Source organism: Brevibacillus fortis (assembly GCF_003013395.1).
Classification (GTDB): Bacteria; Bacillota; Bacilli; order Brevibacillales; family Brevibacillaceae; genus Brevibacillus; species Brevibacillus fortis.
In genome coordinates, this window is record NZ_PXZM01000005.1 from 29,385 (window position 1) to 42,597 (window position 13,213).

At 46.7% G+C, this 13,213-nt stretch carries 13 protein-coding genes; 3 read left to right on the forward strand and 10 right to left on the reverse strand.

Annotated elements, in window-relative coordinates; all coding sequences use genetic code 11:
* From C7R93_RS05290 to C7R93_RS05315, 6 genes are all read right to left on the reverse strand, one after another.
* The gene (locus C7R93_RS05290) at positions 1-771 is read right to left on the reverse strand and encodes a DeoR/GlpR family DNA-binding transcription regulator (RefSeq protein WP_106837834.1); all 771 of its coding nucleotides are present in this window, start codon (positions 769-771) and stop codon (positions 1-3) included.
* Positions 772-790: 19 nt separating this feature from the next.
* The gene (locus C7R93_RS05295) at positions 791-1,255 is read right to left on the reverse strand and encodes an SRPBCC family protein (RefSeq protein WP_106837835.1); all 465 of its coding nucleotides are present in this window, start codon (positions 1,253-1,255) and stop codon (positions 791-793) included.
* 27 nt (positions 1,256-1,282) lie between these two features.
* Complete coding sequence (locus C7R93_RS05300) at positions 1,283-2,122, reverse strand: NAD(P)/FAD-dependent oxidoreductase (RefSeq protein ID WP_106837836.1); 840 nt, start codon at positions 2,120-2,122, stop codon at positions 1,283-1,285.
* Positions 2,119-3,534, reverse strand: a complete 1,416-nt coding sequence (locus C7R93_RS05305; protein ID WP_106837837.1) for an NAD(P)/FAD-dependent oxidoreductase — start codon at positions 3,532-3,534, stop codon at positions 2,119-2,121. Before C7R93_RS05305 ends, C7R93_RS05300 begins: the two co-directional genes overlap by 4 nt.
* 161 nt (positions 3,535-3,695) lie before the next feature.
* Positions 3,696-5,738: a methyl-accepting chemotaxis protein gene (locus C7R93_RS05310; protein WP_106837838.1), complete on the reverse strand. Its 2,043-nt coding sequence runs from the start codon at positions 5,736-5,738 to the stop codon at positions 3,696-3,698.
* Between the two features lie 216 nt (positions 5,739-5,954).
* Entirely contained in the window at positions 5,955-6,545 is a 591-nt protein-coding gene (locus C7R93_RS05315) for a DedA family protein (RefSeq protein ID WP_106837839.1), read from the reverse strand.
* Between the two features lie 436 nt (positions 6,546-6,981).
* Between C7R93_RS05315 and C7R93_RS05320 the strand changes: the two genes are divergently transcribed.
* Together C7R93_RS05320 and C7R93_RS05325 are read left to right on the forward strand one after the other, a co-directional pair.
* Complete coding sequence (locus C7R93_RS05320; RefSeq protein WP_106837840.1) at positions 6,982-7,734, forward strand: hypothetical protein; 753 nt, start codon at positions 6,982-6,984, stop codon at positions 7,732-7,734.
* 68 nt (positions 7,735-7,802) lie between these two features.
* Entirely contained in the window at positions 7,803-8,207 is a 405-nt protein-coding gene (locus C7R93_RS05325) for a hypothetical protein (RefSeq protein ID WP_017250596.1), read from the forward strand.
* Between the two features lie 73 nt (positions 8,208-8,280).
* Here C7R93_RS05325 and C7R93_RS05330 read toward each other — a convergent pair whose 3' ends face one another.
* The 3 genes from C7R93_RS05330 to C7R93_RS05340 form a co-directional block, all read right to left on the reverse strand.
* A complete protein-coding gene (locus C7R93_RS05330) occupies positions 8,281-8,610 on the reverse strand; it encodes a hypothetical protein (RefSeq protein WP_106837841.1) in 330 nt (109 codons plus the stop codon).
* 270 nt (positions 8,611-8,880) lie between these two features.
* Positions 8,881-9,087, reverse strand: coding sequence for a YqgQ family protein (locus C7R93_RS05335; protein WP_106837842.1), 207 nt, complete (start codon positions 9,085-9,087; stop codon positions 8,881-8,883).
* Positions 9,084-9,482 carry a hypothetical protein gene (locus C7R93_RS05340; protein WP_106837843.1) on the reverse strand — a complete coding sequence of 133 codons (399 nt, stop codon included), beginning with the start codon at positions 9,480-9,482 and terminating at the stop codon, positions 9,084-9,086. Before C7R93_RS05340 ends, C7R93_RS05335 begins: the two co-directional genes overlap by 4 nt.
* A 22-nt stretch (positions 9,483-9,504) precedes the next feature.
* On the opposite strand from C7R93_RS05340, the gene C7R93_RS05345 reads away from it, so the two are divergent.
* Positions 9,505-10,842 carry an MFS transporter gene (locus C7R93_RS05345; RefSeq protein ID WP_106837844.1) on the forward strand — a complete coding sequence of 446 codons (1,338 nt, stop codon included), beginning with the start codon at positions 9,505-9,507 and terminating at the stop codon, positions 10,840-10,842.
* Between the two features lie 64 nt (positions 10,843-10,906).
* Here C7R93_RS05345 and abc-f read toward each other — a convergent pair whose 3' ends face one another.
* Complete coding sequence (gene abc-f / locus C7R93_RS05350) at positions 10,907-12,832, reverse strand: ribosomal protection-like ABC-F family protein (RefSeq protein WP_106837845.1); 1,926 nt, start codon at positions 12,830-12,832, stop codon at positions 10,907-10,909.
* Positions 12,833-13,213: the final 381 nt, after the last annotated feature.

Genomic DNA, 13,213 nt, shown 5'->3' on the forward strand with positions numbered 1-13,213 from the left:
TTACATAGATGTCTTAGCAACGATGACTTGCAATCCTTCCTGAGCGAGTCGCCCAGCAAGAGACTGGGGTAGTTCCTCATCTGTAATCACTACGTCGATGTCGGATAGCTCTGCCACCCTCATAAAAGCGGTTACATTTATTTTGGAATGATCAATCAGTGCATATGTTTCTTTGGCGTTTGTAAGCATCAGCTGCCTGATATCTGACTCGCCCACATGGTAATCCGTAAAACCGGTTTCTGCTGCCAATCCCCCCACACCAATAAATGCTTTGTCCACAAACAAATCCTCGAGGCTTTTCCTAGCGATCGGACCGGACATGGCCAGATCCCCTGCGCGCAATTCACCCCCACTCATAATCACCTTTGCATCCGGGTGCTGAGATAGTTCCAATGCCACCAGTAGCGCATTGGTTATCACCGTAATTCCTTTTTTATGGTAAAGGTGTTTGGCGAACAATTGTGTCGTCGTGCCCAAATCAATATAGATCGCGTCGCCATCCTCCACCAAGGAGGCGGCGGCGACCGCAATCGCCTCCTTCTCTGCCAAGTTCAATTCACTCCGCTTGGCATAAGGAGGCTCCACGTTGGTTTTATTCAGAATAGCGCCACCATGCACCTTCTTGAGTAGTCCCTGCTGCTCCATTTCATACAAATCACGCCTGATTGTTTCGCGCGTCACCGTTAATCGGCTGCATAGCTCTGCAATACGAACGGATTGATTTTCTTGTAGCATTTGCAGGATCAGCTGCTGTCTTTCTTCTTGTAGCATGGATGATCACCAACTTCTCTTAATTGTAAATCTCCTGACTAGACTGGAACAGGGTCTGGACGTTCGTCGCAAATTCTTCCGCCTTTTTCTTCACAGTCCCCTTCATTAGTATATCTCCTAACGATGCCAGTCGTCCTGTCATTTGCAAATCCATCTCGTATTGCACGCGTGTGGTTCCCGGCTGTTCCTCTATTAGCTGAAGGTGCAATTGATTGCGGAACAATCCAGCCAACGCTACCGGTTGTCCGGTCATCTCCACTTGCAGCGCTTCTCCTTCTACCGCTTCTTTTAATTCCCCCGTGACGCGGAATTGAATCGTCATAAATTGTATTTTCACTTCCATGCTCGCCTCATAACGGGTGGGGCTGCTCATTTTCACTTCCTTGCAGCCTGGTACGCAGCCTGACAGTTTTTCAACATCCATAAAGACGGACCATACATCCGCTTTGCTTGCCTGAATCGTAAACGAGTCGGATAGCTTCATCGTAAACTCTCCCTTCTGATGCTCGCTTTAAAAGAGATGCTTAGCTGTTTCTTTTGCCAATTCCATCGATTTGGTGTGATCGTCGTCGCCAAGACAGGTACAGCTCCCTGCTGCATAAACATCCGGCAGATTCGTTTTCCCGGTGGCATCTACGATAATCGCATCGTGATGATCTCGTTCGATTGGCGTTCCTTTCAAGAAAAACGTGCAGGGTACCCTCCCTTTTGCAAAAATGAGCGTATCGCACGCCACTTCGTTTATCTCATCCGTCATCCGATTCCGCAGCTGTACTCCTTCTACACGGGACAGCCCCTTGATAGAGGTAAGCTCCCAATCTGACTCAGAGTATGTGACCATATTGCTCGTCTCTTTTTCCAGAAGGACCGCTGTACTTCGAGAGATTCTGCCATTCTCGATCAACACAATCTTGCGGCCTGGCTGATATCCTCGCTCTATCAGCTGCATCGCCATCATCGGAGTCATGACTCCTGCTGGACGTGTCCCCGGGATTTTGTGCGCCTCACGCGGTTTTTCCAGTGAGCCTGACGCGATCAGTATTCTTTTTGCCTCTACAGAATAGGTACCCATCGGTGATTGGACGTACAACTGGTGCAGCTGACCGTTTGCGCCTGGGAAAAAACCGACGACAGTTGATTGTTCGTGAATCTCGTAGGGAAGCGACGCGGCTTTTTCCAGCAGTTCCCGTTCTGGAGCAAACTCGTCAGAGCTCCAATACGGTAAGGTGAAGCCACCTCTTCTCTTCTGATAATCGATCATCAGAACAGAGCTGACTCCTCCTTCCCATGCTGAAAGGGCTGCCGTCAATCCCGAGATTCCTGCTCCAATGATCACCAATTCATACTTCATAACTGCTCCTCTCCTTGTGCTACAGCTAGATAAGAGTTTCTTACTCCTTTTAAAGGCTGTTTCCCGGTCTGTTCAGGATAGGTCTCGGCCATGACATCGATGATTTTGGGAATACAGCAGTTTCCTTGGCATTCTCCTAAGGTGGCGCCCGTCCGCCGCTTCACTCCATCAATGGTCTGCGGGGTGAGTGGACGCTTTAAGGAATTGACGATCTCACTCCGGGTAATGGAGCGGCACAGACAGATGATCTCTCCTGTTTCCTGCTCCTCTGAAAAGAGATCAGGTAGGGCGTGTTGTGCCTGTTCGTTTCCTAGCAGCTCAAGCCCGGCTTTCTGGAGAGTTTCCGCTACCAGCTCTGCTATGCCAGGGGAAGCCGAGAGTCCGGTGGAACGAATCCCGGCGGCATGAATCATGCGTGGCTGTACAGCAGATGGGCGGATCACAAAATCTCCTTCGCTGCAAACTGCCCTGACGCCAGCAAACTGACGAATCGTAGAAAACTGCCTGGAGTCGGGAACCAGTTTCTCACAGCCTGCCAGTACCGATTCCATGCCTGCCTGTGAGGTGGAACGATCCCATTTGTCCTCTTGATCCTCCGCCGTTGGCCCAAGCAGAAAACCGCCGAACACGACTGGCGAAATCAACACGCCCTTGGAGGTTTTCGTAGGAACAGGCAGGATGATCGAGGAAATGGATATCGCCTCTTCGGTCAGGATAAACTGGCCTTTACGCGGTGAAATCGAGAAGCTCTCATCTCCCACCATCCGGGCAATTTCATCGGACCATAATCCGGCAGCATTCACCGCATATCGGGTCGTGACCGTTTCACCATTTTCCAGCGTAAGGAGCAAGTCCTCTCCATCCGGTACAGTCTCGATGTGGGAGACTCCTTGCCCAAGCACAACCTCCGCACCGTTTAACACTGCTATCTCTCCGAAGGCTCTGGTGGCCCAGAATGGATCGCAGATCGCTTCATCCGGTACTGCCAATCCTCCTGTTACCTTGGCTGTCACAGCGGGATTCATTTCGAGAATCTCCTCAGCTGACATCCAGTGAACATCTACGCCATTCGCCTGTGCATTGGGAACATAGGTGGTTTCGATAATCTGCTTTTCTTCTTCATTTGTCGCCACCATCACGGCGCCACAGGGAATGTAGGGGATTCTCAGATCCTCAACCAACATCGGCCATAAGCTGCGGGAACGGCGAAGGCACTCCGCCTCAACCGTGCCTGGCTTTGCATCAAACCCGGTATGGACAATCCCACTGTTCGCCTTGCTTGTCCCTTCACAAACGTCAGGCTGCTTCTCGATTAAAAGCAGTTTCAGTTGATAAAACGAAAGGGCGCGTAATATGGCTGTACCGACTACTCCACCACCAATCACCACAACGTCGTACTTATGGTTTTGCATTCTGGTCCACCAACCTCAGGTTTTTGTTTGCAAAATATTGCTTTAGTTTGCTTTATTTCGTATTCATTATATTCTGACTTGTATTTTCTTGTCAATAAACGAACTGCTACGGTCGTATGACAGCAGCAGTTCGTCATTTTGCATTTTTTTGCAAACAGTGGTTAGAGGGTGAAACGGTTGATCATTTGCTGTAATTCCTTGGCCATCTGGTTTAGCTGCTCTGCGGATGTAGAGAGCTGGTTCATCGAGATGCGCTGCTCTTCCGTAGAAGCAGCCACACTCGATGCACTTGCGGCAGAATCCTTTGCAATCGAGGACAACTGCAAAATGGATGCCGTCACCTGTTCCGTTGCCGCTGACATTTGCTCTGCAACGGAGGAAATCTCCTGAATCTGATCCGCTACATCTTGGGTAGAATCCATGATCCGGCGGAATGCTTCCCCTGTCTCGTAGGCGATCTGAATTCCGGTTTCAACCTCGCGCGTTCCCTCATCCATGGCTTGTACCGCTGAAGTCGTTTCCCGTTGGATTTCGGTGATCAGATTGGCGATTTGGTTGGCCGAGTCGTTGGACTGCTCTGCCAGCTTGCGCACTTCATCCGCTACCACAGCGAAGCCTCTTCCCTGTTCACCTGCACGCGCAGCTTCAATCGCTGCATTGAGTGCCAAAAGGTTCGTCTGGGATGCGATGGTTGCGATTACTTCCACAATCTGTGAGATTTCTGCTGAACGGCTATCCAGCGAACGAACGACATCGGCAGAATGGCTAACGGATCGGTTGATCGAATCCATCTGTCCTGACACCTTTTCTACAGACTGGTTGCCCGCCACCGCTTCATTTGCCATATGTTTCGATGATTCGGCCATCGTGGAGGAGGCTTCGGCAATTCTCTGAATACCGATTGCCATCTCTTCCATCGCCCGAGCACTTTCCTCAGCACTGTGCTGTTGATTCTCCGTTCCGATTGCTACCTCTTGGAACGACGAGGCCACCTGACCGAAGGCAAGTCGTGCTTCATGCGCTTTCTTTGCGGAGGTATCCGAGACTGTTCCTACTTGACCGGTATAGCCGCTAATATTTTTCATCATTCCGTGCAAATCTTCAATGAATGCATTCACTGCCGTCGCTACGTCACCAATCTCATCCTTGCGCCGGATTGGGATTGTCTGGGTTAAATCCTTTTTTTCCACCAAGTTGACGATGCCTGCTTTCAGCTGCACCAATGGACGTGCTACCTGTCGATTGATAAACCAGTACAAGAGCACGAGGAAAATACTGATGGAGACACCAAAAATAATCAGACTGATGTAAAAGTATTGGGTAATCGGTCCGTTAATCTCTGCTGCGGGCATGACAGTCGCTAGCATCATACCTGTTTCCCCGATCGGAGCGAAGGTGACGTATTGATTTTGTCCATCTATGGTTGTTTGCGTCATACCCGTTGCGGTTGCTTCTGTTATTTGATTGGCAATGTCCCGCAATCCCGTTTCAGACTCGTCCGTAATTTTCACCTGCAAGTTCTTTTGTGCATCGCGATGGGAAACGTAAATACCCGACTTGGAAACGATAAAACCATAACCTGTTTCGCCAACCTTCAGATTTTCGATGCTTTTGTTAAGCTCCGTAAGCCCGATATCCAATGTCGTCGTACCACTGATCTTTCCTCCCACTTTAATGGGCGCAATTGCTGTAACCATAGGAACTTTGGAGATCGGGTCGGCATATGGCTCTGTCCACACATATGGTTTGTCAACCATTCCCGCCTTGTACCAATCCTGTGCGAGATAATCATAGCTGCCATCGCTGTAAGCCGGGTCGAGCTCTACTTTGTCGTTATTGCGGATAGCATACCTGCCGTACAGCTTTTGTGAGCTGTCGAAGCTGTATGGCTCCATCCAAAATCCACCGCCCACAATCAAAGGCTCAGACGCTACGACATCGACCAGCGTCCCTTCGATTTGCTTGATGGTTTCCTTGGAGCCATGAGAGACAGAATACGTAAGTGTTTCCGAGAGCTTTCCTGTCTTGTCCAGCATACCATTCAGATAAGCCGCCTCTTTGGCTACCTGCATTTGTAGCTTTGCCTCTACTTCATTCGAGATAATTTGCTCAAACTGGAGAAAACCAAACACTAGCTGAAGAATAAAAATTCCGATGGTGATGGCAGCCAAAATGGTTACCAGCACATTTTTTATGCTCCTCATGCAAAAGCCTCCAATCACACAAATTGAAAAAATGAAAATTCATGACACGACGACATTTGGTAATCTACCCCACTATTACCATATGTAAACTTCTTTTTTCGCAAACTTTTAAAAATATCAGAACATAACGAAAATCTATTTCCATGACAAAAAGACGCCTGCTATCCAAAATATTTATGGACAGACAGGCGCCAAACTCTAAGGAATTCGTAAATATTACGAAACAGGTGGTTGCTTATTCGTTCTAGGTCCTTTCATTCCACCAAGACGCTGCAATTGGCGAATCATGAGGAACGAAAACCCTGCGAAACAAACGATCGTCAGCGTAATTTTGCTATATTGATAAACTCCCGCAACCATTATATCCAGTTGATCAAAGAACCAATAGCCTGCGACAAAGTAATGCAAGGTCCAAACGATACTGCTCGGCAAAAAGAATAGAAGGAACTGCCGAAACGGCATTCGGCTGGCACCGGCGAGAATAGGCACGATATGACGAATAATCGGAAGAAAGATTCCAAAAGCGAGCAGCCAGCCCATTGACCCACGCAATGCCGACAGTAAATCAGCACGCAAGCCCAGATTCCGGGTCATCCAGCCAAATGCACTCGCTCCCAGCAAGTACCCCACGAAAGAAACGATGAAAAAAACAGGGTATATGACTGCAAATGCTGTAAAAAAGTCCGCCCCTGTATTAGCAACCTGTGCCCCCACGGTCATGACCGTAATCTCATCAGGAATGAAGAATTTTCCCAGCATGCCTGTAACCATCTCCCAGAATCGTGCGTAATACCCTGTAAACTCCACCTGTGCCGCCTCCTTTCTCTCTGTACTCTATCCTAACGGGTAAACCTTTCAAAAGAAGACAGAAATCCTTAAGAAAGTGATAAGTATTTCTGAAGAATTTCTTACGAAGTGCGCAAAAAAGCTCATTCCCTCTTTACGTTCAAAGTGGAATGAGCTTTTTAGGTTTATAAAATGGTTTTGTTTATGACGTTCCCTTCACTAGAGATTTAACAAATTTTTTGAAGTGTTTATTGGCAAGTGCAGTTAGTTAGATATATGGACGATACCTTATCGTTCAGAGGTATTATTTTATAAACTCAGAAAGATATGTAGATTATTTATATTTTAAATAAAAACATTTTAATAAAAGTTAAATTATGACAATTTTCGACAACGTCAGTGTGCTATATTTTTTTCGAAAGTATAAACAATCATATTAAAGGGGAAGATTCACACAATGAAAATGTTTAAACGCCTGTTTACTGCGGCAATAGCTTCAGTAGTGTTAATGACTGGTGTAGTCACAACACAAAATGTGTCAGCTAATGAGGTTGTAGAGAGCAGCAAAGTCACTACTGTTGAAGTAAAGTCGCAAACTGAAGAGAATAATGATGAAATAACCGTACAAACTGAAGCGAATGAAGTGAATGTAAGGGCAAAAAAAGGTAGAGGCGACGACCCAGATTTGACTGAGGAGCTCAGTTATGAAACTGTCCATGGTTTATTAGGCAATGAATATGTACGTTATTGGGATGACGCGGGTTTTGATTTTCCAGCAATGAATGCCGTTATGGAGTATAGAACCTGGAAAAGAAAAATGGACTACATGGACTTCTCATCAGTAGCGGACTACGTTAATAGTGCCGGAAAATATAGAAAATATGCTTTGGCTTTGAAAACCAAACGTTATAATGACGGCAAAAACCTGATCGTTCTTAATAGGGCAAAAGATATCATCATGTTCGCCCCTGGTTCAACTGGTAGAACTACCCCGAATACTAACAATGAAAGAAAGGCAATGGAGCAAGCAAGAAATAATCCTAAAAATGCAGAGAAATACAATACAGTTATGAAAGACCCACGCTGGCCTGCAGAGGATGGTTGGGTGAAGATGGGCAGAGATGACTATGGACCTAATAAAGATGTAGAGATTCATTTTGTCTACAACAAAAGCTTAAAAGTATATGAAGACTTCAAATTCAAAGATTAACTCTGCCCCCGTATCATTAATGCATTGAAATCAGAGGACATACTTCTCAGAACTAAGGAGAATGTTGATTGAAAGTAAAATGTATCCATACCTTAGGTAAAGATGTTACAAATTACTATGGAGATAGATTTTTATACAGCGAACAAACCCAATTTTCTGTAGAACTCGGCGACGAACTTACTGTATATGGGATGTTTCAATGTGAAAATTCATTGCGTTTCTTGCTCCACAACAAAAGATCTAACAAACCAAACTGGTATCCATCCGAATTGTTTGTTATCACAGACCATACCCTTCCACCAAACTGGTACTTCGGAGATCGAAAAAATCATAAAATACCTGCCATTTGGGGATATGAAGAGATGGTTCTTGATGAAAACCACTACGAAGATTTAATCGAACGTGAAGCACATGCTAAAGAAGTCTATTTTAAGAGAAAAGCAGAAATTGATGAGTTCTTCGAGTCTCGTTAACAGCATTGATGAGTATCTCTTGAAAACGCCTAGTTCTAAGAACTAGGCGTTTTACAAATCAAATAGGATTAAATTAAAAATCGTCAAGTTCAGCCCATTCAAAATCATCATCTGTTAACTGTTCTTTAAAATTCATCTCTTGCACGAAAGCGTCAACAGTATTTTTTAATGCTTCTTCGATACTTTTACCTGTTCCCAAACCAAGTACAGCCGGTTCATCATCAAGTCTCTTTACTCCAATATTTGTAATACCATAGAAATGTCCATCTTGTTCCTCAAATATTTTCACTTTGAACTTACCAGATGGAGTTCGTCCAAATCCAGTTTCCATAATACGGAATTCTGCCACGCATTTGTCAATACTGCTTACTCCATCAATCTTAATATTCTTCCAGTTGGTCATAACTACTATCTCCCTGTTGAGTTCATTTGGTACGAAATAATTGTACCAGTTCACATATTAATTGTATCGTACCTGTCGAAATCTGAAATCATTAATAACTGTTCTTGCCAAAAAGGAAATAATGCCCACATGATGGGTACCGAACGCAGGACTGATTTAAAAAAGTAGGTATAAAGTTGCAACATTCCATTTCACTATAGGATATGACCACAAAAAAACGTGTTCACCAACTCCCGCATACACACGGCTTGGCAAACACGTACTTACACTCTATTCTCTTCCATCAGCCTTACGCTTGCTGCGCAACGCTGACATGGCTTCAATGAACTCTTCCTTGTCAATGACGTTCAGCTCATATAGCTCCCGAATTTCATCTTCTATCAACAGCAAATCCCCTTCAGGATCGCCTGTATAAATAACCAATCCGAAACGGTGCAGAAACGCCTTCAAATCGAATTCATTCGGGTTTATTTTCAATGAGCTCCCTCCAGATCGATTTCCATCCTTGCGAGGACGGCATCGTAATCAAACTCGACAGCAAAGCCGGTAATGACGATGATCTTCGCGTATGGATACGCTTCTTGCCACGCCTCCTCCTCTTCCGGTTTCAATCCGACGATATACAAAGGGGCCGCGGACAACTGTGGATGTTCTTGACACAAGCGCAAAAACTCCTTGCATCTTTCCTGTTCGATAGCTGCATTCAGAACGAGGACAGCTCGTTCAACTTCTTTGGACTCTCTTTGTTTAGCCAGCAACTCAAACGTTTTGACCGAAGGCACAATGGCGTTGATCTCAGGAAAACGATCGAGCACTTCATCCAGCCAATCATCTTCATGCCAGGCCAGGTAGTAAAGCATCGCAGTAGACATGTAACAAACACCTCATGGATATATACTTGACAATATAGGTAGCCATTCTTATTTCTTTTCCATTATAGCACGTCTCGCAATAACTGCCCACGTTGTTGGCTTGACTTCGCCTTTTCCTTCACGTAAGGTGGAAAAAGCAAACAATCAGCTTGAAAAGATTTTTGTTGGAAACGAGGTAGACGTAGTGAATAAGAAGCACCTTGCCCTCTTGTTCTTTATTGCTTTTTTCATCATGCTCGGTTTTGGCATCATTATCCCCATTCTCCCCTTTTTCGCGGAAAAATTGGGTGCGACTTCGTTTCAAATCGGCATGCTTTTTGCCAGCTACAATATTATGCAGTTGGTGTTTGCACCGATTTGGGGAGCACTTTCAGACAAAATCGGGCGAAAGCCACTCATATCGTTCGGGCTGTTCGGCTTTTCCATCACCTTTATCCTGTTTGGGCTAGCTGACAGTTACACAGAAATGCTCCTGTATCGCATTTTGGGTGGAATCGTCTCTGCTGCCGCATTGCCAACGGTAACCGCTATGGTGGCGGATCTGTTCCCTTCAGAAGAACGAGCTAAAGGGATGGGGGTCATTGGCGCCGGGATTGGGCTTAGCTTTGTCTTCGGTCCGGTAATTGGCGGACTGCTCAGTGAATTCGGCTTTGCTGTTCCCTTCTACGCTTCGGGTATCGTGGCGTTGCTTACGTTTTTCCTGATCCTGTTTGTCTTGCCAGAGAGCTTGCCGAAAGAAAAACGGGCGAATCTGCAAAAAGAACAGCGGCAAAATCCGCTCGTCTCTTTGTTCGGTTCCATGTCCTTGCTGTACGGTATTTTGTTCACCGTCTCCTTTGCTTTTTCCGGACTGGAAACGACTTTTGCCCTGTACATAAGTGATTTGTACGGCTTCACCTCCAAAGACCTCGGCTATATGTTTCTCGTCATGGGCTTGATCGCTGCCGCGGTACAAGGCGGGCTCATCGGAAGAATGGTCAAGCAGCTAGGCGAGGCAAGTGTCCTCGTCATTGGGATGATTCTTTACGGCATTGGATTTTTCGCCATTCCTCTGTCGGGTAACTTTTGGGTACTGGCATTGATTCTCTCGCTATTCGGAGCGGGTCAAGGAATGATCAGAGCGACAGCCACAGCGATGATCACCCAACGAACGACGCAAGGACAAGGCGTGACGAGTGGGGCAATCAGCTCGATGGACAGCCTTGGACGCATCTTGGGTCCATTAGCAGGCGGAGCGGTTTACCAAGTCTCCCACAGCGGTCCCTTCTTCCTCGGAGGGGTCTTGATGGCACTTCTCCTCCTCTGGTTCGTCAGCAGCTATCGTCGCCTGCCAGACCCAAGCACACAAGCGCAATCGTAAGTCATACAAAATGAAGCACCGCCAGCATTCAACACTCTGCTAGCGGTGCTATTTTTATTCCAGCCTAATGTTCCTGTAACTCCATCCAAGCCGAAAAGGTTACATCTATCTCCTTCTGTACCTGATCTATCTCCAGTTGCCAAGCTACTAACTGCTCGTAATCTGCCCCTTCACTTTGGAGCAAGACCGTCAGTGCACCTTTTCTTTCTTCTAACAAGGCTATTTTTTGTTCGAGCTCTGCTAACTTGTATGGGTTCAGTCGTTTGGTGGTTGCATTTGTCACAACTGACTCTTGAACTTGTTTGACTGCTGGCTGCTTTCTCTCTATCTCCTCCGGCTTACCAGCTCGAGCAGCGATCCTTTGTTTTTGCTTTTCCCTTGCTTCCTCATAGGTACCCACATCGTGAACCAGCCGCTTATTTTCTACCCAAAACACACCATCTGCCATCTTTTGCAGGAAATAGCGATCATGCGAGATGATAAACAACGACCCGTGAAAATCCGCCAATGCTTCCTCCAATGTTTCTCGCGCTTCAATATCCAGATGGTTGGTCGGTTCGTCGAGAATGAGCAGGTTGATCTCCTGGTGCATCATTTGTGCCAATCGCAGTCGCATTCGCTCTCCGCCGCTCAGCTGTCCGATCCGCTTGAAAACTTGTTCGCCGTAAAACATAAACCGTGCCAGTAAATGTCGTGCTTCCGGCTCCGTTACTCTGGCAACCTCACGGAAAACGTCAATCAGCCGCTGGTTTTGATCCCCTTCCAACGCTTGCTGTGACAAGTAGCCTACCTTAACGCTGCTGCCAATTTTGAGCGTACCTACGTCTGGCTGAACCTCTCCTAACAGCATGCGAATCAGCGTAGATTTCCCACATCCATTTGGTCCGAGCAGTGCTTTTCGCTCACCAAAGCGCAATAAAAAGCTAGCGTCTGCAAACAACTGTTTTCCGCCAAATGTTTTCTGTACCCCCGTCGCTTTCAGCACATCCTGCCCGCTTCGGTCAGTCTTCATAAACTGCAAGCCCATGCGATCCGCTTCCATTTTCGGTCGCTCGATGCGTTCAATCCGTGCCAGCGCCTTTTCCATGCTTTTCGCCCTTCGGTGAAAAGCCTCGTTCGGAGGATTGGAGCGATTACCCCACTCCTTGAGCCGTTTGATCGTTTCTTTCATTTTTTTGATCTGCTTCTGTTGTTCCTGATAAGCGGCAAACTGGCGCAGCAAGCGCTCTTCACGCTCCGTGGCAAACGCACTGTAATTGCCAATATAGAATTCGGCTTCTCCCCCGTCCACATGATAGACAGACGTCACGACGGCATCCAAAAAATAACGGTCATGGGAGATGATTAGAATCGTGCCCTGATAATTTTTCAAAAACTCCTCTAGCCACTCCATCGACTCCACATCCAAATGATTGGTCGGCTCATCTAGGAGCAGAACATCGCTTTGCTGGCAGAGTAGCTTTGCAAGGCCAGCCTTCGTCTTTTCCCCACCGCTGAGTTGGGCAAAAGGCGTAGCTAACAGCTCAGAACTAACTCCCAAACCCTGTGTCACCTGGGTCATTTTCGTCTCCCACTGATAGCCATCCTGTTGTTCGAATTCATCTTGCAGCTTTTGATAGCGCAGCATGAGGCGGTTTAGCTCTTGTTCATTTTCGAAAAGCAATCCCATCTGCTGCTCGAGCTCGCGCATCTGCTCCTGCAGCTTGATAACATCGGCAAAAGCACTGGCAACAACATCCTCCCCCGTCCAATCGGCCGGATACTGTGGCGTTTGCGGCAGGTACGCCCATATCGTTCCTTTCGCCCGAAAAAGCTCACCAGAATCGGGGCTTTCTATACCTGCCAGCAGCTTGAACAAAGTGGTTTTGCCTGCTCCATTCGGTCCGACGATCCCGACGCGTTCGCCTGCCTTGATTTCCAATGTGATATCTTGTAAAACCGGATCTGCTCCGTACGATTTCTGTAATTGCTGTGTCGCGACAATAATCATGGTTGTTCCCCCTAGAAATGTTGGTAACGGTTCAAAATAATGGATTTCCTGGTGGCCCCGGCACAATTTTTGAGACCATCCCGCACGTGCGAGTGGACGCAAAAAAGCCGCAGGCCATTACCTGCGGCATCGTGAAAGGGACCGACCTTACGTCAGTTACCCATCATATACAAGAACAAACCGCCCCTGATCGATGCATGGTACGCCTATGGAAACTCCATTCAGTTGTATGCGCAAAAAAGGACAGACTGGTCCCGTTGAATGTAAAATCATGCGTCATACTGGAAGTTTCTACCACAAACCATGCTTGCAGAGTTCCGAACACGTACATACACCTCCATTTCTCAAGGGATAGGAAATCACAACCATATCTTACATCAG

Excerpts from the sequence above, each read along its gene's own strand:
- C7R93_RS05290 (WP_106837834.1), bottom strand. The coding sequence starts at position 771 with ATGCTACAAGAAGAAAGACAGCAGCTGATCCTGCAAATGCTACAAGAA.
- C7R93_RS05295 (WP_106837835.1), bottom strand. The coding sequence starts at position 1,255 with ATGAAGCTATCCGACTCGTTTACGATTCAGGCAAGCAAAGCGGATGTA.
- C7R93_RS05300 (WP_106837836.1), bottom strand. The coding sequence starts at position 2,122 with ATGAAGTATGAATTGGTGATCATTGGAGCAGGAATCTCGGGATTGACG.
- C7R93_RS05305 (WP_106837837.1), bottom strand. The coding sequence starts at position 3,534 with ATGCAAAACCATAAGTACGACGTTGTGGTGATTGGTGGTGGAGTAGTC.
- C7R93_RS05310 (WP_106837838.1), bottom strand. The coding sequence starts at position 5,738 with ATGAGGAGCATAAAAAATGTGCTGGTAACCATTTTGGCTGCCATCACC.
- C7R93_RS05320 (WP_106837840.1), top strand. The coding sequence starts at position 6,982 with ATGAAAATGTTTAAACGCCTGTTTACTGCGGCAATAGCTTCAGTAGTG.
- C7R93_RS05330 (WP_106837841.1), bottom strand. The coding sequence starts at position 8,610 with ATGACCAACTGGAAGAATATTAAGATTGATGGAGTAAGCAGTATTGAC.
- C7R93_RS05340 (WP_106837843.1), bottom strand. The coding sequence starts at position 9,482 with ATGTCTACTGCGATGCTTTACTACCTGGCCTGGCATGAAGATGATTGG.
- abc-f (WP_106837845.1), bottom strand. The coding sequence starts at position 12,832 with ATGATTATTGTCGCGACACAGCAATTACAGAAATCGTACGGAGCAGAT.